Here is a 23,930-nt window from a genome sequence, read left to right on the forward strand (position 1 = left end):
GGTTGTGGCTGCGCGGGCTAAAATCACCGCGTCCACCTGTCATCGGCGCCGCGGCGCGCCCCGGTTCGTGCCGGGCGTGCCGCATGCGCGCCTGCAGGGTCCGCCTTACGGAGTCGCCGTCGCCATGAACAACCCCTATCGCAAGCCGCTTCCCGGCACCCCGCTCGCCTGGTTCGATGCCCGCGCTGCGGTCGAGGAGATCCAGCCGGGCGCCTGGGCCGGGCTGCCCTACACCGCGCGCGTGCATGCCGAGAACCTGGTGCGTCGTGCCGATCCGGCAGAACTGCGCGACTACCTCGTGCAGCTCATCGAGCGCCGCCGCGACCTCGATTTCCCGTGGTGGCCGGTGCGCGTGGTGTGCCACGACATCCTCGGCCAGACCGCGCTGGTGGACCTCGCCGGCCTGCGCGATGCGATCGCCGAGCAGGGCGGGGACCCGGCGCAGGTCAATCCGGTGGTGCCGGTGCAGCTGATCGTCGACCACTCGCTCGCCGTGGAATGCGGTGGCTTCGACCCGGATGCCTTCACCCGCAACCGCGATATCGAGGACCGCCGCAACGCCGACCGCTTCGACTTCATCGAGTGGACCCGGCATGCATTCCGCAACGTGGAGGTGATTCCGCCGGGCAACGGGATCATGCACCAGATCAATCTGGAGAAGATGTCGCCGGTGGTGTACGTGCGCGACGGCGTCGCTTTCCCGGACACCTGTGTCGGCACCGACAGCCACACCCCGCATGTCGATGCGCTCGGCGTGATCGCGATCGGCGTCGGCGGGCTGGAAGCCGAGAACGTCATGCTCGGCCGTGCCTCGTGGATGCGCCTGCCCGACATCGTCGGCGTCGAGCTCACCGGCCGTCCGGCCGAGGGCATCACCGCCACCGACGTGGTGCTGGCGCTGACCGAATTCCTGCGCGCCCAGCGGGTGGTCGGCGCGTATCTCGAGTTCTTCGGCGAGGGCGCATCCGCGCTCACCATCGGCGACCGCGCGACGATCTCCAACATGTGCCCGGAGTACGGCGCCACCGCGGCGATGTTCTACATCGACGACCAGACCCTGGACTACCTGCGCCTGACCGGCCGCGAGGACCAGCAGGTCGCACTGGTCGAAACCTATGCCAGGACCGCCGGCCTGTGGGCCGACGACCTGCGCGAGGTGCGCTACGAGCGCGTGCTGCGTTTCGACCTGTCGAGCGTGGTGCGCAACATGGCCGGGCCGTCGAACCCGCATCGCCGGCTGCCGACCTCGGAGCTGGCCGCGCGTGGCATCTCCACCGACCTGACCACCGCGCGCGAGCAGGAAGCCCAGGGCCTGATGCCCGACGGCGCGGTGATCATCGCCGCCATCACCAGCTGCACCAATACCTCGAACCCGCGCAACGTGATTGCCGCGGGCCTCCTGGCGCGCAACGCCAACGCACGCGGACTCACCCGCAAGCCGTGGGTCAAGACCTCGCTGGCGCCGGGTTCCAAGGCGGTGGAGCTGTACCTGCAGGAAAGCGGGCTGCTGCCGGAACTGGAATCGCTCGGCTTCGGCATCGTCGGCTTCGCCTGCACCACCTGCAACGGCATGAGCGGTGCGCTCGACCCGGCGATCCAGCAGGAGATCATCGACCGTGACCTGTATGCGACCGCGGTGCTGTCGGGCAACCGCAACTTCGACGGCCGCATCCATCCCTATGCCAAGCAGGCGTTCCTGGCTTCGCCGCCACTGGTGATCGCGTATGCGATCGCCGGCACCGTGCGTTTCGACATCGAGAAGGACGTGCTGGGCCTCGATGCCGACGGCCGGCCGGTGACGCTCAAGGACCTGTGGCCCAGCGACGCCGAGATCGACGCGGTGGTCAAGGCCAGCGTCAAGCCGGAACAGTTCCGCGCCGTCTACGGGCCGATGTTCAAGCTGCAGGTCGACAGCGGGCCGAAGGTGCCGCCGCTGTACGACTGGCGCCCGATGTCGACCTACATCCGCCGCCCGCCGTACTGGGAGGGCGCACTCGCCGGCGAGCGCACGCTGACCGGCATGCGTCCGCTGGCGGTGCTGGGCGACAACATCACCACCGACCATCTGTCCCCGTCCAACGCCATCCTGCGCAACAGCGCCGCCGGTGAGTACCTGGCGTCGATGGGCGTGCCGGAGGAGGACTTCAACTCCTACGCCACCCACCGCGGCGACCACCTCACCGCGCAGCGCGCCACGTTCGCCAACCCCAAGCTCATCAACGAAATGGCGGTCGTGGACGGTGCGGTGAAGCAGGGCTCGCTGGCGCGGCTGGAGCCGGAGGGCGAGGTCATGCGCATGTGGGAGGTCATCGAGACCTACATGCAGCGCAAGCAGCCGCTGGTGATCATCGCCGGTGCCGATTACGGCCAGGGCTCGTCACGCGACTGGGCGGCCAAGGGCGTGCGCCTGGCGGGCGTGGAAGCGATCGTGGCCGAAGGTTTCGAGCGCATCCACCGCACCAACCTGGTCGGCATGGGCGTGCTGCCGCTGGAGTTCAAGCCGGGCACCACGCGGCTGACGCTGGGCATCGACGGCAGCGAGACCTTCGACGTCGTCGGCACCCGCGCCCCGGGCGCCACCCTGACCCTGGTGATCCACCGCCGCAGCGGCGAGACCCTCGAGGTGCCGGTGACCTGCCGCCTGGATTCCGACGAGGACGTCGAGGTCTACGAGGCCGGTGGCGTGCTGCAGCGCTTCGCGCAGGACTTCCTTGCCGCGACGAAGGCGGCCTGAAGGCGCGCAACCAACGAGACCACACGATGACGCATGCATCCCGACTCCCCCCGCCCCAGTTGCGCATTCCCGCCACCTACATGCGCGGCGGCACCTCCAAGGGCGTGTTCTTCCGCCTCGCGGATCTGCCCGACGCCGCGCGCGTGCCGGGGCCGGCGCGCGATGCGCTGCTGATGCGGGTGATCGGCTCGCCCGATCCCTACGGCAAGCACACCGACGGCATGGGCGGGGCGACCTCGTCGACCAGCAAGTGCGTGATCATCGCGAAGTCGTCGAAGCCCGACCATGACGTCGACTACCTCTACGGCCAGGTCTCGATCGACACCGCGTTCGTCGACTGGTCCGGCAACTGCGGCAACCTCAGCACCGCGGTGGGGCCGTTCGCGATCGTCAACGGCTTCGTCGATCCCGCGCGCATTCCCCATGATGGCGTGGTCGCGGTGCGGATCTGGCAGGCCAATATCGGCAAGACCATCATCTGCAACGTGCCGGTCGCCAACGGCGAGGTGCAGGAGACCGGCGATTTCGAGCTCGACGGCGTGACCTTTCCCGCCGCCGAGATCGTGCTGGAATTCATCGACCCGTCCGACGAGGGCGAAGGCGAGGGCGGCGGCGCGCTGTTTCCCACCGGCAACGTGGTGGACACGCTGGACGTGCCCGGGCTCGGCCCGCTGCAGGCGACGATGATCACCGCCGGCATCCCCACCGTGTTCGTCAACGCCGCCGACATCGGCTACACCGGCACCGAGCTGCAGCCGGCAATCAACGGCGATGCCGATGCACTGGTACGGCTGGAGGCGATCCGGGTCGCCGGCGCACTGCGCATGGGGCTGATCAGCGACCCCCGCGAGGCGGCCAATCGCCAGCACACGCCGAAGGTCGCCTTCGTCGCGCCGCCGGCGGACTACGTGGCGTCGAGCGGCAAGCGCATCGCCGCGGCCGACATCGACCTCAACGTGCGGGCGATGTCGATGGGCAAGCTGCACCACGCGATGATGGGCACCTGTGCGGTTGCCATCGCCACCGCGGCAACGGTGCCGGGCACGCTCGTCAACCTGGCGGCCGGAGGCGGCGAACGCGCGGCCGTGCGCTTCGGTCACCCCTCCGGCGCGTTGCGCGTGGGCGCCGAAGCCGCCTGCGCGGACGGCCAGTGGCAGGTGACCCGCGCGGTGATGAGCCGCAGCGCCCGGGTGCTGATGGAGGGCATGGTGCGGGTGCCGATGGGGCCCGTGGAGGCCTGACCGGGCGTCGGCATCGCCGCATCGCCGGCAATGCGGCGGTCCGTCGGCATCGCCGGGTGGCCGCTGCTGTCCGCGCCGATCCGGACCTGGTGCCGGCTCTGCGCACTCCGGTCGTGGCCGGGGGCCGCCGCACGCGCGGCGGAACGGGGTGGCGATCGCGGCCAGCATGGCCGGCCTGTGCCACCGCTGGCTTTCCGGCGCGACGTTCAGCTGCCTGAATTTTCCTTGTCCGGACCTTCACCCTGCCGCGAGGCCTTCGGGCGGAACACTCGGTTCCCCCCAGGAGACAACCGACATGGCAAGGGCATTCGAAGGACCACAGACGACGCGCACATCGGCCAGGCTCGACAGTGGCCAGGGCATGTACACCCATGCCACGGCCGGCCGGGGCGGGGGTGCCGTGGTTTCCCAGCCCGCGCCACGTGCCGCCCCCGACCGGGGCCGGAATTTCCCGTTGATGGTGCACTGCCACCTGCGCTGGGATTTCGTGTGGCAGCGGCCGCAGCAGCTGTTCTCACGGCTGGCCGCACACCACGCGGTGCTGTTCGTCGAGGATCCGATGCCCGGCGAGGGCGACGCCCATCTGGACGTCAGCGAGCCCTATGCCAACGTGGTGCGGCTGGTGCCGCGCCTGCCCCACGACGCACCCGCCGATACCGATGCGCAGTGGCGGTTGCTGCTGCCGCTGATCGAGCAGGCGCTGCAGCGCCATCCGTTGCTGGCCGGCCGTTTCGCCAACCCCGTGCAGTGGTTCTATTCGCCGATGAGCGCGCCGGTGCTGCTGGGCCGCTTTGGCGCGCGCGGCACCGTGTACGACTGCATGGACGAACTCGCGAACTTCCGCTTCGCGCCGCCCGACATCGCCGCACGCGAGCGCTATCTGCTGTCGCGCGCGGACATTGTGTTCACCGGCGGTTACCAGCTGTACGAAGCCAAGGCGCGCCACCACCCCACCGTGTACTTCCACGGCTGCGGCGTGGACGTGGGCCACTTCGGCCGCGCGCGGCTTGCCTCCACGCAGGTGCCGGATGCGGTCGCCGACCTGCCCGGACCGATCCTCGGCTACGTGGGCGTCATCGACGAGCGGCTGGACTATCCGCTGATCGAGGCGCTGGCGCGCCGTTACCCGCAGGCCTCGGTGGTCCTGGCCGGGCCGCTTGCGAAGGTGGAACGGGCCGACCTGCCGGACCTGCCGAATATCCACTGGCTCGGGCAGCAGCCGTACGACGCGCTGCCAGCGCTGGTGAAGGGCTTCGATGTCTGCCTGATGCCGTTCGCGCTCAATGACGCCACCCGCTACATCAACCCGACCAAGACGCTCGAATACATGGCCACCGGCAAGCCGGTGGTGTCGACCGCGGTGGCCGACGTGGTGCGCAACTTCACCCCGGTGGTCGATGTGGCCTGGTCCACCGACGAATTCCTCGATGCGGTGGCGCGCGCCATCGACGGCGCCGATCCTGCGCTGCTGCGCGAAGGCATCGCCCGGGCGATGGATGCCTCGTGGGATTCCACGGTGGCGACCATGCGCTCGGAGTTGCTTGGCGCGGTCATGCCGGTGCGTGCGGTGCGGGCGGGCGAACCATGAGAACCGACGTCCTGGTCGTCGGTGCCGGCTTCTCGGGTGCGGTGGTCGCACGGCAGCTCGCCGAGCGCGGGCTGCAGGTGCTGGTGATCGACCGCCGTGACCACATCGGCGGCAACGCGCACGACCGCACCGACGCGCATGGCGTGCTGGTGCATCCCTACGGGCCGCACATCTTCCACACCAACAGCGCGCGCATCTTCGAGTACCTCTCGCAGTTCACCGGCTGGCGCCCGTACGAGCATCGCGTGCTGGCCAGCGTGGACGGCAGGCTGGTGCCGCTGCCGATCAACGTCGACACGGTCAACCGGCTGTATGGGCTGTCGCTGGACGAGGACACCATCCAGGCGTTCTTCGACGACGTGCGCGAACCGCGCGACCCGATCCGCACCAGCGAGGACGTGGTGGTGAACGCGGTCGGGCGCGACCTCTACGAGAAATTCTTCCGCGGCTACACGCGCAAGCAGTGGGGGCTGGATCCATCGGAGCTCGCCGCATCGGTGGCTGCACGCATCCCCACGCGCACCAACCGCGACGACCGCTATTTCACCGATACCTACCAGGCAATGCCGGTGGACGGCTACACGCGGATGTTCGAACGCATCCTCGACCACGCCAACATCCGCGTGGAAACCGGAGTGGACTTCTTCGCCGAACGCGAGCGGTTCAATGCGCGGCACCTGGTCTATACCGGCCCGGTGGATGCGTACTACCAGCATCGCTTCGGTGCGCTGCCCTACCGCTCGCTGCGCTTCGAGCACGAGCATCTGGCGGCCACGCAGCGTTACCAGGAGGTCGGTACGGTCAACTATCCCAACGACCATGCCTACACGCGCATCACCGAGTTCAAGCACCTCACCGGCCAGGAGCACGCGGGCACCTCGATCGTGCGCGAGTATCCGCAGGCCGAGGGCGAACCCTACTACCCGGTGCCGCGGCCCGAGAACGAGCAGCTGTTCAAGCGGTACGAGGCGCTGGCCATGGCCGAACGCGACGTCACCTTCGTCGGGCGGCTGGCGCAGTACCGCTACTACAACATGGACCAGTGCGTGGGCGCGGCGCTGAAGGCCGCGCAGTACGTCGAGGAGAAGATGGGCCTCGCCACGCACGCCGCGGCACCGCCGGCGGTCCCGGCGGCGACGGCCTGACGCCATGCCGCGCCCCCCCGCCGCGGGGACGTGCGGCATCGCCCTGTGGGGCGGCGTGGAATGCACCATCAACCGCGTGGGCGATGCCTGGTTCAGCCAGCTGCAGCGCAATGGACATCTGCTGCGACCGGACGACCTCGACGCGTTCGCGGCGCTGGGTCTGAGCGCGCTGCGCCAACCGGTGCTGTGGGAACAGGTGGCGCCGGACGGGCTCGCAGGCGCGGACTGGTCCTGGCCCGACGCCTGCCTGGCGCGGTTGCGTGCGCTCGGGGTGGCGCCGATCGTCGGCCTGGTGCACCACGGCGCCGGGCCGGTGGAAACCAGCCTGGTCGACCCGGAATTCGCAACGAAGTTCGCGGCGTATGCCACGGCCGTTGCGCAGCGTTATCCCTGGGTACGCGACTGGACCCCGGTCAACGAACCGTTGACCACCGCGCGCTTCAGCGGGCTGTACGGCTGCTGGGCGCCGCATGGCCGGGATCCTGCCGTGTTCTGGCAGGTGCTGCGCAACGAATGCCGCGGCACGGTGCTGGCGATGCGCGCGATCCGTGCGGTGCGCGCCGATGCGCGGCTGGTGCAGACCGACGACCTCGGCCGCACCTGGGCGGTGCCCGCGCTGGCCTACCAGGCCGGGTTCAACAACCACCTGCGCTGGCTGGCGTGGGACCTGCTGTGCGGCCGTGTCGACTCCGCGCACCCGGTGTACGGCTGGTTGCGCAACGACTGCCGTGCCAGCGCGGAGGACATCGCCTGGTTCGCGGACAACCCGTGTCCGCCCGACATCCTCGGGACCAACCATTACGTCACCAGCGAACGTTTCCTCGACGACGATATCGACCGCTATCCCTCCGCGCTGCATGGCGGCAATGGCCGGCATCGCTACGTCGACGTGGAAGCGGTGCGCATGCTGGACCCGCCGCCGCCCGGTATCGAGGCGTTGCTGCAGGAGGCGTGGGATCGCTACCGGATCCCGATCGCGATCACCGAGGTGCACCTCGGCGGGCATCGCGAGGAACAGCTCCGCTGGCTCGACGGCATCTGGCAGGGCGCCTGCCGCGCGCGCGAGGCGGGCGTCGACCTGCGCGCGATCACGCTGTGGGCGCTGCTGGGCAGCCACGACTGGGACTGCCTGCTGACCGAGTGCCGCGGCTATTACGAAAGCGGGGTGTTCGACGTGCGCGGCGGCACTCCGCGGCCCACCGCGCTGGCGCGCATGGCCGCCCAGCTCGCCCATGGCGAAGCGCCCTCGCATCCGGTGCTGGCCTCGCCGGGCTGGTGGCAGCGGCCGTCGCGGATGCTGCACCCGGAGTCGCGCGGTGAAGACGGGCCCAGCCCCGTGCAGGCACGGCCGATCCTGATCACCGGCGCCACCGGCACGCTGGGCGGCGCGTTCGCGCGGATCTGCCGGCAGCGCGGGCTGGCCTGCCGCGTGCTGACCCGCGCGGAACTCGATATCGCCGATCCGGATTCGGTAAGCCGCGCGCTCGACGATTGCCAACCCTGGGCGATCATCAATGCCGCGGGCTATGTGCGCGTCGATGACGCCGAACGCGACCACGAACGCTGCTTCCGCGAGAACGCGGACGGGCCGGCGACGCTTGCACGCGCCTGCGCCCGCGATGGCGTCGCGCTGGTGACCTTCTCCAGCGACCTGGTCTTCGACGGCCGCCAGGACGCCCCCTATGTCGAGAACGACGCGGTGGCGCCGCTCAACGTCTACGGCCACAGCAAGGCACGCGGCGAGGGGCTGGTGCTCGACCATCATCCGGATGCGCTCGTGGTGCGCACCAGCGCGTTCTTCGGCCCATGGGACCAGTACAACTTCGTCTGCCTGCTGCTGCGCGCGCTGCGCGCGGGCCTGCCATTCGAGGCCGCCAGCGACGTCACCATCTCGCCGACCTACGTGCCCGACCTCGTGCATGCCTGCCTCGACCTGCTGGTGGATGGCGAAGCCGGCATCTGGCATCTCACCAATGGCGAGCCGGTGACCTGGCTCGAACTCGCACACCGCGCAGCGCAGGCCGCCGCGACCGACCCGCGCGGCGTCTGCGGGCGGATGGCGGCGGAGTTCGGCTGGCTGGCGGCGCGGCCGGCCTACAGCGCGCTGGGCAGCCGGCGTGCACTGGTCATGCCGGCGCTCGACGATGCGCTGGCACGCTGCGTGCGCGATCGGGTGGACTGAGCCGACCCTCCGGCGCTCGCACCTTGCGCGCACGCCCCGCCGCGTTCAACAGCCCCGCCCGACCTGTGCCGCCGCCACGCTGCTGCCGCGGCGTTGGCGCTGGCCGCCCTTGCCGATACGTGCGCGACACCGGTGACTACCTGCGACCCACGGCGGTCACCCGCGATCGCACGATTGCACTGACCGGTGGCGCGAGCCCCCCGACGGGCACGCCGCGGCTTCAGCCTGGAGACCCGTCGGAGCCGCGTGCCTCGATGATCCGCCCGTGCCCGTCGATCACCGCGCGGAAGCGGCGCCCGCCGAAATAGAAGGTGGCGCGCAACAGGCCTGCATCCTCGCCGATTCCGCGTTCGCACAGCACGGCGACCTTGCGGTCCTCCATCAGCTGGCGGAAGAGGTCGACATCGAGGCCGAGGCCGGCAGCCACCTGCACACCATCCACTTCCACTTCCACGGCCGCGGCGGGCGCGTCGCCGGGGTCGGTCAGCTGCAGCGGGATCGGGACCATGCCGCGATGATCGGCGGCACCGCGGCGTCAGGCCTTGACCGTGGTCAACCGGAGCTCACCAGCGGCTGCGTTTCATGCCGGCCGGCATCGTGCCCGGCGGCAGCTTGCGCGTCGACACCGCGACGATGGCGGCGGCCGAAAGCAGCGTGCTGGCCACCAGCCCGGTCACCGCAAGCAGTCCCTGCGTCGAGATACTGACCCGCGCCTTCAGTGAGGCGGGACCAAGTCGCGCGCGTAATGCGGCGGTGTGCATCGGCGACAGGTCGCGTGACTCCGGATCGGTGCGGCGCTCGTGTTCGGTCATGCGCGTGTCTCGCGTGCGGCGGGCCAGCGTGGCCGCGGTCGGGTGAAGGCCGTGCCGTGGGATGTCCGAGGGGTTGGACGACGCGGCAAACCCGCAGAGACGCATGCGTCCGGATCCGGAAGAAATGAATGCGCACGCTGCAGGCGTGCCGGGACTTCGCGGCCGGATTTCATGCGTTCCGGCTGTCCGCCCGTTGTGCGCTCACTGATCGCATCCGCTTGTGCGGATGGTTGCCGCGGCCGCCGCGGAGCCGGCGCAATGGACATTCGATGATGAGCGAGCAGGACAACCCGACCCCCGCCACCGAGGCATCCCCCCTCGCGTCCGCCCCGTTCCCGGTGATCGGGATCGGCGCGTCCGCCGGCGGGATCGTCGCCGTGCGCCACTTCCTCGGGCAGATGCCGGCGCGCAGTGGCATGGCGTTCGTGGTCACCCTGCACCTGTCGCCGAAGCACGAGAGCAGCGCCGACGCGGTGCTGCAGCAGGTCACGCGCATGCCGGTGCACCAGGTCTCGTCGACCACGTTGATCGAACCCGACCACGTCTATGTGATCTCGCCGCGCCACGACCTGCAGATCGTCGACGGCTACCTGCGGGTAAAGCCCGCCAAACGCCCCCGCGGCGCGCACGTGGCGATCGACCTGTTCTTCCGCACCCTGGCCGATGCGCGTCGCGACCGCGCGGTGGGCATCGTGCTGTCGGGCACGGGCCCGGACGGCAGCCTGGGGCTTGCACGGATCAAGGAGCAGGGCGGGGTGACCTTCGCGCAGCTGCCCGAGGACAGCGAATACGCGGAGATGCCGGCCAACGCCATCGCCACCGGCAAGGTGGACTTCGTGCTACCGGTCGGTGACATGCCGCAGAAGCTGGTCGAGCTGTGGAGCAACGCGCGGCAGATCGCGTTGCCGCCCGACAACTCGCTGCCGGTAAAGCCCGACACCACGGCGGAGGCCGAGCAGGCGCTGCACGAGATCCTGAAGCTCCTGGCCTCGCGCTCCGGCCATGACTTCCGCCATTACAAGCGCGCCACCGTATTGCGGCGGATCGAGCGGCGCCTGCAGGTCAACGTGCTGAAGGACCTGCCCGCCTACCGCGATTTCCTGCGCGACAACCCCAAGGAGACCGCTGCGCTGCTCGACGACATGCTGATCAGCGTGACCAACTTCTTCCGCGACCGCGCCGCTTTCGAGGCGCTCGAGCGCGAGGTGATCCCGCAGCTGTTCGAGGCGCGCGGCGGCGACGAGCCACTGCGGGTGTGGTCGGCGGGTTGCGCCACCGGCGAGGAGGCCTACTCGCTGGCGATGCTGCTGGCCGAGCACGCGGACGAGACCGGCGCCAGTGGCAACTTCCAGGTCTTCGCCAGCGATATCGACGAGTCGGCGATCGCGACCGCCCGCGCCGCCCGCTATCCGGAAAGCATCGTCGCCGATGTCCCGCCCAGCCTGATGCGGCGCTACTTCGTGCGTGACCACGACCGGGTGCGCATCAGCAAGCCGATCCGCGACCGGGTGCTGTTCGCGGTGCACAACCTGCTGCGCGACCCGCCGTTCTCGCGCCTGGACATGGTGTCGTGCCGCAACCTGCTCATCTACCTCGACCGCAGCATCCAGGCGCGCGTGCTGGAAGTGATGTATTTCGCGCTACGGCCCGGCGGGATCCTGTTCCTGGGCAGCTCCGAATCCGCCGATGTGGCCGAGTCCAGGTTCGAGCTGGTCGACAAGAAGCACCGGATCTACCGGGCGCGCGCCCTGTCGCAGTCGCAGGCGCAGCGCCAGCATTTCTCGCTGCCGCTGGGTGCACCCGCCGACACCCGCCAGGCGGCGGGTGCGCAGGCGTCCGCCGCGCGCCCGGGCCGGGCGACGTCGGCGGAGATCCACCGGCGCGCACTCAGTCAGCACGGCCCGGCCAGCGTCGTGGTGGATCGTGAATACAACATCGTCCACATGTCCGAGGGCGTCGGGCGCTTCCTGTGGCATGCCGAGGGCGAGCCCTCGCGACGCCTGATGGCGCTGGTGAGGCCGGAACTGCGCCCGGAACTGCGCACCGCGATGTTCCGCGCGCTGCACACCGGGCAGAGCGTCGATGCCCGGCGGGTGGTGCTGGATTCCGAGGGCCGGCGCACCTACGTCAACCTGACCGCGCGTCCGTTCGAGGATCCCATCGGCGGCTCCGGCTTCGTGCTGGTGCTGTTCGCCGAGGTCGACGACACCCTCGGCCACAGCAGCAGCCAGGACGAGGGCGCGGGTCGCGACGAGGTGGTCCGCAAACCTGGAGGACGAACTGCAGCGCCACCGCGCGCAGCTGCAGACCACGGTGGAGCAGTCGGAGATCGCGGCGGAGGAGCTCAAGGCCTCCAACGAGGAGCTGTAGGCGATCAACGAGGAACTGCGCTCGGCGACCGAGGAGCTGGAGACCAGCAAGGAGGAACTGCAGTCGCTCAACGAGGAACTCACCACCGTCAATCACGAGCTCAAGATCAAGGTCGACGAGACCAGCAAGGTCAACGACGACCTGCAGAACTTCATCTCGGCCACCGGCATCGCCACGGTGTTCGTCGACCCGGAGCTGCGCATCAAGCGCTACACCCCGCAGGCCGAGACGATCTTCAACATCATGCCGCGCGACGTCGGCCGCCGGCTGCTCGACATCACCCACAACCTCGACTATCCGCAGCTCGAGGGCGATGCGTCCGCCGCGTTCCGCGACCTCAAGCCGGTCGAGCGCGAGGTGCGCAGCAGCAACGGCTGCTACTACATGGTCCGCTCGCTGCCGTACCGCACGGCGGAGAACCGCATCGACGGCGCGGTGATCACCTTCGTGGACATCACCTACCTGCGCAACGTCGAGGAGCAGGTCAACATCAGCGAACTGCAGCTGCAGAAGGCGGCGGCCGCCGCACTCGACCACGCCATCATCGTCGCCGACGAGCACGGCACGATCACCGCGCTCAATGCCGGTGCGGAGAAGATCTTCGGGCACAGCACGGCGCAGGCCGTCGGGCAGCGACTGGACCTGCTGTTCACCCCCGAGGACGTCGCCGCCGGCACGCTGGCCGAGGAGATCCGCGTCGCCCGCGCCACCGGCATCTGCGCCGAGGACCGCTGGCATCTCACCCGCGACGGGCAGCGCATCTACTGCACCGGCGCACTGTCGGCGCTGGAATTCGACGGCTCAGGGGGTTCGTCAAGATCGTGCAGGACCGCACCGTGGCGCATGCGGCCGAGGAACGCACCGGCGAACGCCTGCAATCGGCGATCGCACGCCGCACGGAAGTGGAGACCGAGAACTCGATGAAGGATGACTTCATCGCGGTGATGTCGCACGAGCTCAAGAACCCGCTGAACCTCATCAGCGTGAGCGCGGAGATCATGGGGCGGATGCCCGAGGTGCGCGAATCCGCGGCCTTCCAGCAACCGCTGGCCGCGATCCGGCGCGCGGTGCACGGGCAGACCAAGATCATCGACGACCTGCTCGACATGTCGCGCCTGCGTACCGGCAAGCTCACGCTGAATCTCGCGCCGGTCGACCTCACCGGGCTGGTCGGGAACATCGTCGCGGTGGCGCGGGCGGATGTGTCCGCGTCATCGCTTTCGATCGAACTCGACGCCGACCCGCAGCCCGCGGTGGTGGAGGGCGATGCCACCCGCCTCGAACAGGTGGTCTGGAACCTGCTGACCAACGCGATCAAGTTCACGTCGGAAGGCGGTCGGATCCATGTCGAGATCTCGGTGCTCGACGGCCAGGCGCGGCTCGTCGTCAGCGACACCGGCCAGGGCATCGACCCGGCGTTCCTGCCCGGCATCTTCGACATGTTCGGGCAGGCGCCCGGGCGCTCATTGCGCGGGCGTTCCGGCCTCGGCATCGGGCTTGCGCTGGTGCGGCAGCTGGTGACGCGCCACGGCGGGCGGATCGCGGTGGCGTCCGATGGCCCGGGCCGGGGGACGACCTTCACCGTCTGGCTGCCTATGCTGGCCCTGGCGCAGCCCGCGGGACATGTCGTTGTAAAGCCGGCGGATGGCCGGCGGTTCCAGGACCTGCGCCTGCTGGTGGTGGAGGACGGCAAGGATGCGGCGCACTCGCTGGCCACGCTGCTGGAACTGGAAGGCGCGCAGGTGGAGATCGCCCACGATGGGCGTCGCGCACTGGAACTGCTGGAGCGCCAGCCCTTCGAGCTGGTGCTGTCGGATATCGGCATGCCGGAAATGGATGGCTACGAACTCGTCACCCGTATCCGCAGCAGCGACACGCTCAGGGACCTGCCGGTGGTTGCGCTCACCGGCTTCGACCGTCATACGGATATCGAGCGCGCCCAACAGGTCGGTTTCAACGACCACATCACCAAGCCCATCACCATGGACGAGCTGTTCCGCACGGTGGAGAAGCTGTGCGCGCGGGCGTCGCGGGCATCTTCGCCGCAGACGCAGTCCGGGACCGGATGAGGGATGTCAGAGGGTCGCGTCGTAGACCTTTGCGGATCCGGCATCTTCCTTGAGCAGGTCACGCATGCGCGCCACGCTGCCATGGCATTCCTGCAGGAACTCCGCTGCGGTTTCGGCGTCATCGGCGGCCAGCGCACGCTCGGCGACACACAGCGCGATGCCGGCCGTGTTCACCTCGTTGCACAGCGCATGCAGCCAGAGCGCCCTGTCCATGCCGCCTCCCACCCGGTAAGGGAACGCGAGCGTACGCCCGGGGCCGTGAGCCCGCCGTGGTAGCGGCCACAAAAAACCCCGCGGTTTACGCGGGGTCGGTGCTTCTGGAATCTGGTGGCTATGGGTGGAATCGAACCACCGACCTCGGGATTATGAGTCTCGCGCTCTAACCGTCTGAGCTACATAGCCAATGGATGCCCGGCCTGGTGGCCGGCGAACGCGGAATTCTCCACTGCGTAGGGCTTCGCGTCAACGCCCCGGCCGTCGTGCTTGTCGCTTCATGTCCGGCATGGCAGAGTCGATCGCAGTGAATCTGGAGTCCGCATCGTGATCGATCCGGACGGTTATCGACCGAATGTCGGCATCGTGCTGATGCATCCCGACGGTCGGGTCTTCTGGGCCCGGCGCACGCGCCATGACGGCTGGCAGTTCCCGCAGGGCGGGATGAATTCCGACGAGACGCCGCTCGAGGCGATGTATCGCGAGCTGCGCGAGGAAACCGGCCTGCTGCCCGAACACGTTGCGGTGCTCGGCGCGACGCCGGGCTGGCTGCGTTACCGGCTGCCGCCGCGGGCGATCCGCCGCAATGACCGCCTGGTCTGCATCGGCCAGAAGCAGGTGTGGTTCCTGCTGCAGTTCGCGGGGCAGGAGAGCGACCTGCGCCTGGATCTCTGCGACAAGCCCGAATTCGACCACTGGCGCTGGGTGGATTTCTGGTATCCGCTCGACCACGTCGTGACCTTCAAGCGCGGCGTCTACGTCAGCGCGCTGCGCCACCTCGCGCCGTTCGCGCGCCAGGTCGCGGGGCCACAGGCGGTGCCACACGTCGGCCTGGCGCCGGCGCCGCGGCATGTGCCACGTCGCAACAAGCAGCGTCCGCGGACCCGGCCGGGCACCGGCAGCGGCGGGGGGCAGAACCAGGGGCAGCGTGGGGGCGACGGCCTTCGCTGAATGCGTCATGTTCTCAATGATCGATTGACAATCATTCTCGTTTGGCGTGGAATACGCCCAGTCCATCGATCGAGTGCCGCCGACCGTGTACGTGTGCATCTGCAACGGGGTTACCGACCGCGACATCGCGGCCGCCGCTTCTGCCGGGTGCACCGGCGTCCATGAACTGACCATGCGCACCGGCTGTGGCGCCACCTGCGGCAGCTGCGTGGAGATGGCCGGCGAACTCCTCGCCCAGGCGCATCGGCGACACGAAACCGAAGTGCTTCCGCTGCCCGGCATCGCCCGCGCGGCCTGAGGTTCCACCCGCAGCGAGCAACCGGCACCCCGTCCCCGACGGGGTGTCCGCGTTATGGCGGATGCATGTGATTCGCGTTCCGTCGCCGGCCGGAGCGCGCGGCTAGAGTAGGCGCCGTCCCCGCGTCCGGAGCCCGCCATGAAAGGCGACCCCAAGGTCATCCAGTACCTCAACAAGGCGCTCTACAACGAGCTGACCGCGATCAACCAGTACTTCCTGCACGCCAAGATGGCGCGCCACTGGGGCTTTCCGCGCCTGGCCAAGCACGAGTACGACGAGTCGATCGAGGAGATGAAGCACGCCGACAGGCTGTCGGAGCGCATCCTGTTCCTCGAGGGCCTGCCGAACTTCCAGCACCTGGGCAAGCTGCGGGTCGGCGAGAACGTGCAGGAAATGCTCGAGTGCGACCTGGCGCTGGAGCTGGATGGCATCCCGCTGCTGCGCGAGGCGATCGAGCATTGCGAGCAGGTGCAGGACTATGTGAGCCGCGAGCTGCTGGTCGAGATCCTCGAGAACGAGGAAGAGCACGTCGACTGGCTCGAGACCCAGCTCGACCTCATCGGCCGGGTGGGCATCCAGAACTACCTGCAGGAACAGATGGACGACTGAGCCGCCTCAGGCGGTGGTGGCGCGCCCCGCACGCAGGCGCGCACGCGCGCGCGCGAATTCGTTGGCGACCATCGCCACCGCAACCGCCGGGCGCTCGAGCGTACCGGCGCGGGCGCCGGCCTCGATCCGCCGGGCGCTGGCCGACAGCAGCATCGCGCCGAGGTTGGCGCTCGATGACTTGAGCGAGTGCGCGGTATCGCGCAGGGCGTCGTAGTCGGGTCCGTCGACCGCCGCCTCCAGCCGCGCGATCAGCCGCGGCGTGTCCTCCAGGAACACGTCGATCAGGTGATCGACCTCGTCGCCGAGCATGGTGCGCAGTTCCTCGAGCACGTCCTCGTCGATGACCGGCGGCAGCTCGGGCGGTGTCGCCGCGGGTGCTGGTGCCGGGTCGCGCGCTGGCGCGGCTGCGGCGATGGCCGGCGGTGCAGGGCCCGCCGTAGCTGCGGTGGGCGTGGATGTCGGCGTGGAGACCGGCGTTCCGGTCGATGCAAGGGTGCGGTCCGCAGCCAACGCCGATGCCGGCACCGGTGCCGGGTCGGCAGGTGCCGCGGCGGCCGGCGCGGCACTTCCTGACGGCAGGGACGCGGCCGGAGCCAGCGGATACGACACCCCCGCCGGCGCGTCCTGCATCGCGACGGGCATCGTCGTCGGCTGCGCGGCGACGGTGTCGGATGGCGCGGCTTCTTCCAGGTCTGCTGGCGACAATGGAGCCGGTGTTTCAGCGGTCGCCTGCGCGATCGCGGCGGCCAATGGAGCCTCCTCCGGCGACGGCAGATCCCCGGCCGGATGCGTCGCAGGCACCGGCGGCGCACTCGCTGCCGCCTGACTTCCGGGATCCCCGGCTGCGTCGTCACCGACCAGATCGCCCGACGCGACGAACTCGCCGAGACCGGCGCCCGGGTCCATTGCCGGTTCCGGCTGGTTGGGGTTCCACCAGTGGTAGAGGCAGCGTTCGAGTTCGCTGCGGGTGACGGGCTTGGGCAGGTAGTCGTCCATGCCCGCGTCGAGGCAGCGCTGGCGGTCGCCGGCCATCGCGTTGGCGGTCATCGCGATGATCGGCAGGTGGCGGTTGACGCCTTCGGCGGCCTCCATCCCGCGCCAGCGGCGGGTGGCCTCGTAGCCATCCATCACCGGCATCTGGCAGTCCATCAGCACCACGTCGTAGCGCGAGGTGCCCATGCGCATCAGCGCGGCCTCGCCATTGCCGGCGGTGTCGCAGGTGATCCCGAGCATCGACAGCAGCCGCTGGCCCACCATCAGGTTCACCGGGTTGTCCTCGACCAGCAGCACGCGCGGCGTGCGCAACGGCGTGTCGGCCGCCGCCGCGACGGTCGGCACAGCTGGCGCGGGCGAGGCGGGTGCGGACATCGTCGGTTCCCGGGTAGCGGACAGGTCAATCTCCATGTCCATGCGTTCGCGCAGCGAGGGATCGCCGGGGCCGAGCAGGGCGGCGCGCAGGTCGGCGTCGGGGGCCTGGCGGCTGAGCAGGGTCACGCCGGCCTGCATCTCGTCGGGCACCGGGTCGTCGCCGTACAGCGCGATCAGTTCCAGTTCGCCGTAGACCGCCTGTCGGTTGAGGTTGCGATACAGCGCGAGCGCGGTATTGCGCATCCCGGCGAGGTCGGCCAGCACCAGCGAGTACGCCCACGGCGCGCCTTGCGAGGCGGCGGTGCGCAGGCGGTTGAGCGCTTCCTGGGTGGTCTCCACCGAGGTCACGCGCAGGCCCCAGTTGGGCAGCAGCATCGACAGCCGCAACCGCAGGCGCGGGTCCGCGCTCAGCAGCAGCAGGCGCTTGCCGTCGGCCATGCGCTCCTGCGAGGGCAGGTCGCCATGCACCTTCAGCAGCGGCAGTTCGAACCAGAACGTGGTGCCCTGCGCCGGCACGCTGTCGACGCCGATATGGCCGTCCATCAGCTCGACGATGCGCTTGGAGATTGCAAGCCCGAGGCCGGTGCCGCCGTACAGGCGCGTGGTCGAGGCGTCGGCCTGGCTGAAGGCCTGGAACAGCCGTGACTGCGCGACCGGCGCGATGCCGATGCCGGTATCGCGGACCTCGAAACGCAGCTGGTGCTGCGCGCTGCTTTCGCCGAGGCGGCGCACCGTCACCGACACCGAGCCGCGCTCGGTGAACTTCACCGCGTTGCTCAGCAGGTTGCCCAGCACCTGGCGCAGGCGCACCGGGTCGCCGCGCACCGGCAGGCGCACGCCGGCCTCGATCTGCAGGTGGATGCGCAGTCCCTTGCTCTGCGCCGGGCGCTCCATCATCTGGATCACGCCTTCCAGCAGTTCGCGCAGGTTGAAGCTGGTGATCTCGAGTTCGAGCTTCGCCGCCTCGAGCTTGGAGTAGTCGAGGATGTCGTCGACGATGCGCAGCATCTGCTGCGACGAGGTGTAGGCGGTGCGCACCAGGTCGGCGTGTTCCGCCGCCAGCGGTGCGTGGATCAGCAGGTCGAGCATCGGCACGATGCCGTTGAGCGGCGTGCGGATCTCGTGGCTCATCGTCGCGAGGAATTCGCCCTTGGCCAGTACCGCGGACTCCGCCGCCTGCTTGGCCTGGCGCAACTGGCCCTCGAGCTGCGTATGCAGCTCCAGCTGCGACTGCAGTTCCTCGCGCTCGCCTTCATGCTGGCGTGCCAGCGCATCGGCCTCGTCGAGCGCCTGCCGGCACTGCTGCACGCCGTGGACCACGGCCGCGGTAGCGCTCGCCGCAAGCAGCGCAAACACGAGGGCCAGGCCCTGCCACGGGCCCGGAATTCCGGTGATCGCCAACAGCAGCGCGGCGGCGGTGCCGAGCACGGCGCCCAGCGCCAACCACCGCATCGTCAGGAGGGAGGGGCGTGGGCGCATGACCATCCTGGGTCCTCAGAGCACGGAGTGCTGGAAATCGAAGTCGACCTCGCGGCCGGCGACGTGCACGAGATTGCCCTGGATGAAGTCGATGCCGCTCATCCAGAGCGTCGCGGCGGCCTGCGGGTTCTCCACCTGCTGGCCGATCACCTGCAGTCCATAGCGGTGTGCACGTTCGATGGCGTCGCGCATCTCGTCGCGCACGAGCTGGTCGCCGGAGCCCGTCGAGTAGTGCGCCGACAGCCGCACATGGGTAAGCGGCAACTGCGCCAGCAGCGCGTCGGATTCCGCGCCGACGCGGTAGCCGGACAGGCACAGCTGCACGCCGGAATTCTGCACCGCCGCGCAGAACTCCTGCAGCGAGACCGCATGTACCAGGGCGTCGTCCTGGCGCACGTCGACCACCAGCTGCGCGCCGTCGATCTCGCGCGCGCCGAGTTCGGCCAGCAGCCACGGCGCGTAGCCGTCGCAGCCCAGGCTGCGTGGCGACTGCGACACGAACAGCCGCAGCGTGCGCCCGCGCTGGCGCTGCTGCTGCAGCGTCGTCAGCGCCAGGTCGAGCACATGGCGGTCGATCTCCTCCATCAGCCCGGCGGCTTCCGCCGCGGGAAGGATCTCCGCTGCCATATGCAGGGTGCCGTCGCCACCGCGCAGGCGCAGCAGGGTCTGGAACTGCGGGTCGTCGCCGCCGGCCACCGCGACGATCGGCTGGTAGGCCAGCTCGATGCGGCCCTCGGCGATCGCATGCGAGACCAGTTCGCCCAGTGACGGGTCGCCGGAGCGCACGTCGGGCGCGACGTAGCGCGCGATGCCGATCGGCTCCAGCCGAGCCAGCCGCAGCGCGTGTTCGGCGGCCGCGAGCGCGCTGCCGGCATCCTGGAAACCGTCGGCGAGCGACAGTGCGCCGATGCGCCCGCGCAGGCGGATGGTCCCCTCACCGGCACTGAATTCGCGGCGCGCCAGGCCGTCGCGCAGCTCGCGTGCCCAATCGAGCAGGTCCTCCGGCGCGATTTCCGCGTGGACCAGGAAGGTGTTGTCGTTGAGCCGCGCCGCGGCATGGCCTTCGCTCAGCGTGGCGATATGCCGGCTGGCCTCCACCAGCACCGACTCGAGCACGGCATAGCCGACACGGTCGCGCAGCGCGGCGATGCCTTCGAGTTCGACGAAGAACAGCGCGCCGCCGCCGTCGCCGGGAATCGCCGCGGCCAGCCGCTGCAGCATGCGGTTGCGGGTGAGCAGGCCGGTGAGCGGATGGCGGCCCTCGCCCGCGGGCGCCTGCGCCTGGCGGGCGCGGCGGATGCGGTTCTGCACGGCGGCGATCAGGTGCCGCGGCCGCACCGGCTTGGTCAGGAAGTCGTCGGCGCCGAGTTCGAGCACCTCGAACTGGCGTTCGGGGTCCGGATCGCCGGTCAGGAACACGATCGGCGTCTGCGCGAACGCGCCGTGGCTGCGGATCATGTGGGTGAGTTCGGTGCCATCGATCGACGGCATGTGCAGGTCCATCAGCACCAGGTCGGGCTGGAACACCTCGAGGGTGGCGATCGCAAGCCCCGGATCCGGCACCACCTGCGCCTGCATGCCGGCACCGTTGAGGATGCTCTCGGCAAACAATGCCTGGCTGGGATCGTCCTCGACGATCATCACCCGGTACGGTGCCTCGGTCGAGCCGGACTGCCCGGCGCGCGCCGCGGCCGAGGCGATCTCGGCGCGCGTGCGTGCGGTTTCGCTGTCGTCGTCGGCGGGCAGCTTCGCTGCCGGCGCATCGCCTGCCCACCGGCGCCAGAAGCCGGCCGGCGGGAACTCGGCGCGTCGGATGTCGTCAGCCCTCTCCATCATGAGACTCTGCGGCCATATCCCGTTGAAAGGCAAACCCGCGCCCGGTCCCCGGCGCGGCGGCCGATTATGCCCGAGGCGCCGGTGGCCGGACCGTGCAGCGGTCGCAAGGCGTCAGCCGCGCGCGCGGGGCCTGCGGAAGAGCTTCCGCCACAGCCATACGAGGCCGCCGACCGCCAGCGCTGCAAGGCCCAGCACCACCGCCAGCGCCAGCCACGGGTTGGTGATCGCAAGCGCAAGCGCGCCGACGGTGACGGTGTCCTCGGTGGCCGACGCCGCCCAGTTGCTGACCGGTTCGGGCGAGGTGTTGATCAGCGCCCGCGATCCGCTCTTGAGCAGATGGCTGGCCAGCGTTACGCCCGCACCGGTGGCGAGCATGCCGGCACCGAGCTCGCCATCGGGCGACAGCGTGGCCGCAGCGAGGAACGCACCCGCCGGCACCCGCGCCAGGGTGTGCACGAGATCCCACACCGAATCCACGCCGGGAATCTTGTCGGCAAGGAACTCCACGACTGCAAGGACGCCCGCGACCCCCAGCACCCACGGCGACTGCGCCGCTTCCAGCGCCGGTGGCAGGTCCAGCCAGCCGAGCACGCCGGCGATGCCGACGCCGAACACGGTGAGGTACACGCGCACGCCGGCCAGCCAGGCCAGCAGGATGCCGATCGCGAACAGCTGGGGTTCCGACATGCGTGGGTCCTCGATGCGCCGGGTGCCCGGGAAGTGTAGGGACCGCGGCACCGGCGCGCGCAATGGCCCTGCGGGCGCTTCATCGCCTTGAACGTGCCCCGACCTGCGGCCGGGGCATTCCTTGACCGGCCTGACCGCCGCCGTTATATCCATTCGACATGAACGACCCCGAGCAGCTTCCGCCGGCCAGTCCGGTGTCTTCCAAGGGCCCCGGTGCCGCCACGGAACGACGTCGCGCGGCGAGGCGCACGGTAAGGCGCGGGCCCCTGCTGCTGGCGGTGGTCACGGTGTCGTTGCTGTTCGGGGCGTGGGGGCTGTGGGCAGGCCTGCGTGGTGGCGGGGTGGCCGGCCCGGATGCAGGCGAGCGAATCGCCGCGCTCGAACAGGAAGTCACCACGCTCACGCGCTCCGACCAGATCAGCCGCGAGGCCAACCTCAAGCTGCAGGGCACGCTTGCCGAACGCGACGAGGAAATCGCCGCGCTGCGGGCCGATGTCGCCTTCTATGAACGCTTCGTCGGTGCCACCGCGCAGCGCCGCGGCCTGACCGTGCACGAGCTGCGGCTGGCGCCCGGCACCGACAGCGTCTGGCACTACACCGCCACGCTCACCCAGAACCTCAACCGCGACGCATCCAGCGAAGGCGAGCTGCGGCTGGCCGTGGAGGGCACCCGCGACGGACGGCTGGAACAGCTGGACTGGGACGACCTGCGCCAGCGCGAGGATGCCCCCGCGCTGCCGTACTCGTTCCGGTTCTTCCAGCAGGTCCAGGGCGACATCATGCTGCCGCAGGGTTTCACCCCCACCCGGGTGACCGTGCGCCTGCAGCCGCGTGGCGGGCGTGCAGTCGAGCAGTCGTTCCCGTGGGGCGAAGCGACAGGGCGTTCCGCCACCGACGCTTGAACCCGCCTCCTGCGGCCCCCATCCTTGTGCGCATGGAACCCATGTCGCTCCCCCAGGCCCCCGACTACCAGTCGCTGTCGCGCCCGATCGATTTCACCACCGCCGCCGCCTCCAAGGTGCGCGAGCTGATCGACGGCGAGGGCAACCCCGCGCTGAAGCTGCGCGTCTATATCCAGGGCGGTGGCTGCTCCGGCTTCCAGTACGGCTTCGAGTTCGATGAGGAGCAGGCCGAGGACGATCTGGCGATCGCCACCGATGGCGTGACGCTGGTCGTCGACCCGCTGAGCCTGCAGTACCTGATGGGGGCGTCGGTGGACTATGTCGAGAGCCTGCACGGTGCGCAGTTCACCATCCGCAACCCCAACGCGAAGTCCACCTGCGGTTGCGGCAGCAGCTTCACCGTCTGACTGTTCTGCGCGGTCGCCGCGTTGGCGACGCCTGCATCCTGTTCGGGCCTAAACTCCGGCAGCGCGATATCGCGTGCTCCCGGATGTGTCGATGACCGCTGCCGTCGACGGGCCCACGCCCGCCTATGCCTTCGTTGCCGCGCCGCTGGACCGCGCCGAGCACCTGCGCCTGCAGCCCGCGGCGCTGGAGGCGTTGCGGGGGAAGGCGCATTGCATCGTGGTCGACGACGACGGGCGCGCACCGGTGGGCGAGGGCGACACGCCCTGGATGCCGGAGCCCTCGACCCTGCCGCCCGGTGCCTGGCAGCACGCGGTGTTCCTCGGCCTGGATGCCGACGGCCGCGGCTGGTTCGCCTGCGATGCCGCCGACGTGCCCGACGCCCCGGCCGGGACCTGGATCGACCTGCGCAGCGCCGCCGCGCAGTGGCCCGCGCTGCAGACCACCGCGTTCGCGCAGGCGCGCGCGGTGCTGCACTGGCGGCGCCGGCACCGGCACTGCGGGGCCTGCGGCGCGCGGCTGGCCTATCTGCGCGCGGGCTGGCTGGGCGTGTGCACCGCCTGCAGCGCCGAACACTACCCGCGCACCGACCCGGCGGTGATCGTGGCGGTGTCGGACGGCGAGCGCCTGCTGCTCGGGCGCCAGCCGGGCTGGGCGCCGCGGCGATGGTCGGTGCTGGCCGGGTTCGTCGAGCCCGGCGAGACCCTCGAGCAGACCATCGCCCGCGAAGTCTGGGAGGAGTCCGGCGTGCGCGTGCGCCGCGCGCGCTACCTCGGATCGCAGCCGTGGCCGTTCCCGTCCTCGCTGATGCTGGGTTTCGAGGCGCTGGCCGAGCCCGACGAGCCACGCCCCAACGACGACGAACTCGAGGACGCGCGCTGGTTCAGCCGTGACGAGATCGGCGCGGCGCTGGACGGCCGTGGCGGCGAGGACGGCCTGCTGCTGTCATCGCATATCTCGATCGCGCGCTGGCTGATCGCGCACTGGCATCGCGAGGGTGCGCTGCGCGAGTAGCGTTTCCGTCGCGGAGTCCGCTGACCC

General features: G+C 70.0%; 17 protein-coding genes, 1 tRNA gene and 1 pseudogene. 12 read left to right on the forward strand and 7 right to left on the reverse strand.

Going from position 1 to position 23,930, the window contains the following annotated elements; genetic code table 11:
* The first annotated feature begins 124 nt into the window (after window positions 1–124).
* From acnD to ERL55_RS02540, 5 genes are all read left to right on the forward strand, one after another.
* Window positions 125–2,734, forward strand: a complete 2,610-nt coding sequence (gene acnD, locus ERL55_RS02520; protein ID WP_129135027.1) for a Fe/S-dependent 2-methylisocitrate dehydratase AcnD — start codon at window positions 125–127, stop codon at window positions 2,732–2,734.
* Window positions 2,735–2,760: 26 nt separating this feature from the next.
* Entirely contained in the window at window positions 2,761–3,975 is a 1,215-nt protein-coding gene (gene prpF / locus ERL55_RS02525; protein WP_129135028.1) for a 2-methylaconitate cis-trans isomerase PrpF, read from the forward strand.
* A 457-nt stretch (window positions 3,976–4,432) separates the two neighbouring features.
* Window positions 4,433–5,563, forward strand: a complete 1,131-nt coding sequence (locus ERL55_RS02530; RefSeq protein WP_241685874.1) for a glycosyltransferase — start codon at window positions 4,433–4,435, stop codon at window positions 5,561–5,563.
* A complete protein-coding gene (gene glf / locus ERL55_RS02535) occupies window positions 5,560–6,708 on the forward strand; it encodes a UDP-galactopyranose mutase (protein ID WP_129135030.1) in 1,149 nt (382 codons plus the stop codon). Before ERL55_RS02530 ends, glf begins: the two co-directional genes overlap by 4 nt.
* A gap of 4 nt (window positions 6,709–6,712) precedes the next feature.
* Window positions 6,713–8,890, forward strand: a complete 2,178-nt coding sequence (locus ERL55_RS02540) for a family 1 glycosylhydrolase (protein WP_129135031.1) — start codon at window positions 6,713–6,715, stop codon at window positions 8,888–8,890.
* Between the two features lie 220 nt (window positions 8,891–9,110).
* Here the strand turns inward: ERL55_RS02540 and ERL55_RS02545 are convergent, their stop codons facing one another.
* Entirely contained in the window at window positions 9,111–9,398 is a 288-nt protein-coding gene (locus tag ERL55_RS02545) for a DUF6522 family protein (protein WP_129135032.1), read from the reverse strand.
* 55 nt (window positions 9,399–9,453) lie between these two features.
* Entirely contained in the window at window positions 9,454–9,702 is a 249-nt protein-coding gene (locus ERL55_RS02550) for a hypothetical protein (RefSeq protein WP_129135033.1), read from the reverse strand.
* 269 nt (window positions 9,703–9,971) lie between these two features.
* Between ERL55_RS02550 and ERL55_RS02555 the strand changes: the two genes are divergently transcribed.
* Window positions 9,972–14,141, forward strand: a complete 4,170-nt coding sequence (locus ERL55_RS02555; protein WP_206733349.1) for a CheR family methyltransferase — start codon at window positions 9,972–9,974, stop codon at window positions 14,139–14,141.
* Window positions 14,142–14,147: 6 nt separating this feature from the next.
* Here ERL55_RS02555 and ERL55_RS02560 read toward each other — a convergent pair whose 3' ends face one another.
* Together ERL55_RS02560 and ERL55_RS02565 are read right to left on the reverse strand one after the other, a co-directional pair.
* On the reverse strand, window positions 14,148–14,354 hold the full coding sequence (locus tag ERL55_RS02560) for a hypothetical protein (protein ID WP_129135034.1): 207 nt from the start codon (window positions 14,352–14,354) through the stop codon (window positions 14,148–14,150).
* Between the two features lie 112 nt (window positions 14,355–14,466).
* Window positions 14,467–14,543, reverse strand: a tRNA-Met gene (locus ERL55_RS02565).
* Window positions 14,544–14,681: 138 nt separating this feature from the next.
* Between ERL55_RS02565 and ERL55_RS02570 the strand changes: the two are divergent.
* The 3 genes and pseudogenes from ERL55_RS02570 to bfr all read left to right on the forward strand — a co-directional run.
* Window positions 14,682–15,173: pseudogene (locus ERL55_RS02570) on the forward strand (RNA pyrophosphohydrolase); the annotation flags it as partial.
* Window positions 15,174–15,390: 217 nt separating this feature from the next.
* Window positions 15,391–15,603, forward strand: coding sequence for a (2Fe-2S)-binding protein (locus tag ERL55_RS02575; RefSeq protein ID WP_129137172.1), 213 nt, complete (start codon window positions 15,391–15,393; stop codon window positions 15,601–15,603).
* A 138-nt stretch (window positions 15,604–15,741) separates the two neighbouring features.
* On the forward strand, window positions 15,742–16,212 hold the full coding sequence (gene bfr, locus ERL55_RS02580) for a bacterioferritin (RefSeq protein ID WP_100324339.1): 471 nt from the start codon (window positions 15,742–15,744) through the stop codon (window positions 16,210–16,212).
* 6 nt (window positions 16,213–16,218) lie between these two features.
* Here the strand turns inward: bfr and ERL55_RS02585 are convergent, their stop codons facing one another.
* From ERL55_RS02585 to ERL55_RS02595, 3 genes are all read right to left on the reverse strand, one after another.
* Entirely contained in the window at window positions 16,219–19,059 is a 2,841-nt protein-coding gene (locus ERL55_RS02585; RefSeq protein WP_241685815.1) for a hybrid sensor histidine kinase/response regulator, read from the reverse strand.
* Window positions 19,060–19,074: 15 nt separating this feature from the next.
* A complete protein-coding gene (locus ERL55_RS02590; protein WP_129135036.1) occupies window positions 19,075–20,895 on the reverse strand; it encodes an EAL domain-containing protein in 1,821 nt (606 codons plus the stop codon).
* A 111-nt stretch (window positions 20,896–21,006) separates the two neighbouring features.
* Window positions 21,007–21,582, reverse strand: a complete 576-nt coding sequence (locus ERL55_RS02595) for a DUF4126 domain-containing protein (protein ID WP_129135037.1) — start codon at window positions 21,580–21,582, stop codon at window positions 21,007–21,009.
* 158 nt (window positions 21,583–21,740) lie between these two features.
* Between ERL55_RS02595 and ERL55_RS02600 the strand changes: the two genes are divergently transcribed.
* The 3 genes from ERL55_RS02600 to nudC all read left to right on the forward strand — a co-directional run bounded on the left by ERL55_RS02600 (window position 21,741) and on the right by nudC (window position 23,903).
* On the forward strand, window positions 21,741–22,484 hold the full coding sequence (locus tag ERL55_RS02600; protein ID WP_129135038.1) for a DUF6776 family protein: 744 nt from the start codon (window positions 21,741–21,743) through the stop codon (window positions 22,482–22,484).
* A 32-nt stretch (window positions 22,485–22,516) separates the two neighbouring features.
* Window positions 22,517–22,891 (forward strand): iron-sulfur cluster insertion protein ErpA, encoded by a 375-nt coding sequence (gene erpA, locus ERL55_RS02605; RefSeq protein ID WP_129135039.1) that lies wholly within the window; start codon window positions 22,517–22,519, stop codon window positions 22,889–22,891.
* A gap of 91 nt (window positions 22,892–22,982) precedes the next feature.
* Window positions 22,983–23,903: an NAD(+) diphosphatase gene (gene nudC, locus ERL55_RS02610; protein ID WP_129135040.1), complete on the forward strand. Its 921-nt coding sequence runs from the start codon at window positions 22,983–22,985 to the stop codon at window positions 23,901–23,903.
* The last annotated feature ends 27 nt before the right edge of the window (window positions 23,904–23,930 follow it).

The sequence above is a fragment of the Luteimonas sp. YGD11-2 genome, assembly GCF_004118975.1.
In the GTDB taxonomy this organism is placed as follows: domain Bacteria; phylum Pseudomonadota; class Gammaproteobacteria; order Xanthomonadales; family Xanthomonadaceae; genus Luteimonas; species Luteimonas muca.

Bases quoted from the DNA above. Each gene is read 5' to 3' on its own strand.
- acnD (WP_129135027.1), top strand. From the start codon at position 125: ATGAACAACCCCTATCGCAAGCCGCTTCCCGGCACCCCGCTCGCCTGG.
- prpF (WP_129135028.1), top strand. From the start codon at position 2,761: ATGACGCATGCATCCCGACTCCCCCCGCCCCAGTTGCGCATTCCCGCC.
- ERL55_RS02530 (WP_241685874.1), top strand. From the start codon at position 4,433: ATGGTGCACTGCCACCTGCGCTGGGATTTCGTGTGGCAGCGGCCGCAG.
- glf (WP_129135030.1), top strand. From the start codon at position 5,560: ATGAGAACCGACGTCCTGGTCGTCGGTGCCGGCTTCTCGGGTGCGGTG.
- ERL55_RS02540 (WP_129135031.1), top strand. From the start codon at position 6,713: ATGCCGCGCCCCCCCGCCGCGGGGACGTGCGGCATCGCCCTGTGGGGC.
- ERL55_RS02545 (WP_129135032.1), bottom strand. From the start codon at position 9,398: ATGGTCCCGATCCCGCTGCAGCTGACCGACCCCGGCGACGCGCCCGCC.
- ERL55_RS02550 (WP_129135033.1), bottom strand. From the start codon at position 9,702: ATGACCGAACACGAGCGCCGCACCGATCCGGAGTCACGCGACCTGTCG.
- ERL55_RS02555 (WP_206733349.1), top strand. From the start codon at position 9,972: ATGATGAGCGAGCAGGACAACCCGACCCCCGCCACCGAGGCATCCCCC.
- ERL55_RS02560 (WP_129135034.1), bottom strand. From the start codon at position 14,354: ATGGACAGGGCGCTCTGGCTGCATGCGCTGTGCAACGAGGTGAACACG.
- bfr (WP_100324339.1), top strand. From the start codon at position 15,742: ATGAAAGGCGACCCCAAGGTCATCCAGTACCTCAACAAGGCGCTCTAC.
- ERL55_RS02585 (WP_241685815.1), bottom strand. From the start codon at position 19,059: ATGCGCCCACGCCCCTCCCTCCTGACGATGCGGTGGTTGGCGCTGGGC.
- ERL55_RS02590 (WP_129135036.1), bottom strand. From the start codon at position 20,895: ATGATGGAGAGGGCTGACGACATCCGACGCGCCGAGTTCCCGCCGGCC.
- ERL55_RS02595 (WP_129135037.1), bottom strand. From the start codon at position 21,582: ATGTCGGAACCCCAGCTGTTCGCGATCGGCATCCTGCTGGCCTGGCTG.
- ERL55_RS02600 (WP_129135038.1), top strand. From the start codon at position 21,741: ATGAACGACCCCGAGCAGCTTCCGCCGGCCAGTCCGGTGTCTTCCAAG.
- erpA (WP_129135039.1), top strand. From the start codon at position 22,517: ATGGAACCCATGTCGCTCCCCCAGGCCCCCGACTACCAGTCGCTGTCG.
- nudC (WP_129135040.1), top strand. From the start codon at position 22,983: ATGACCGCTGCCGTCGACGGGCCCACGCCCGCCTATGCCTTCGTTGCC.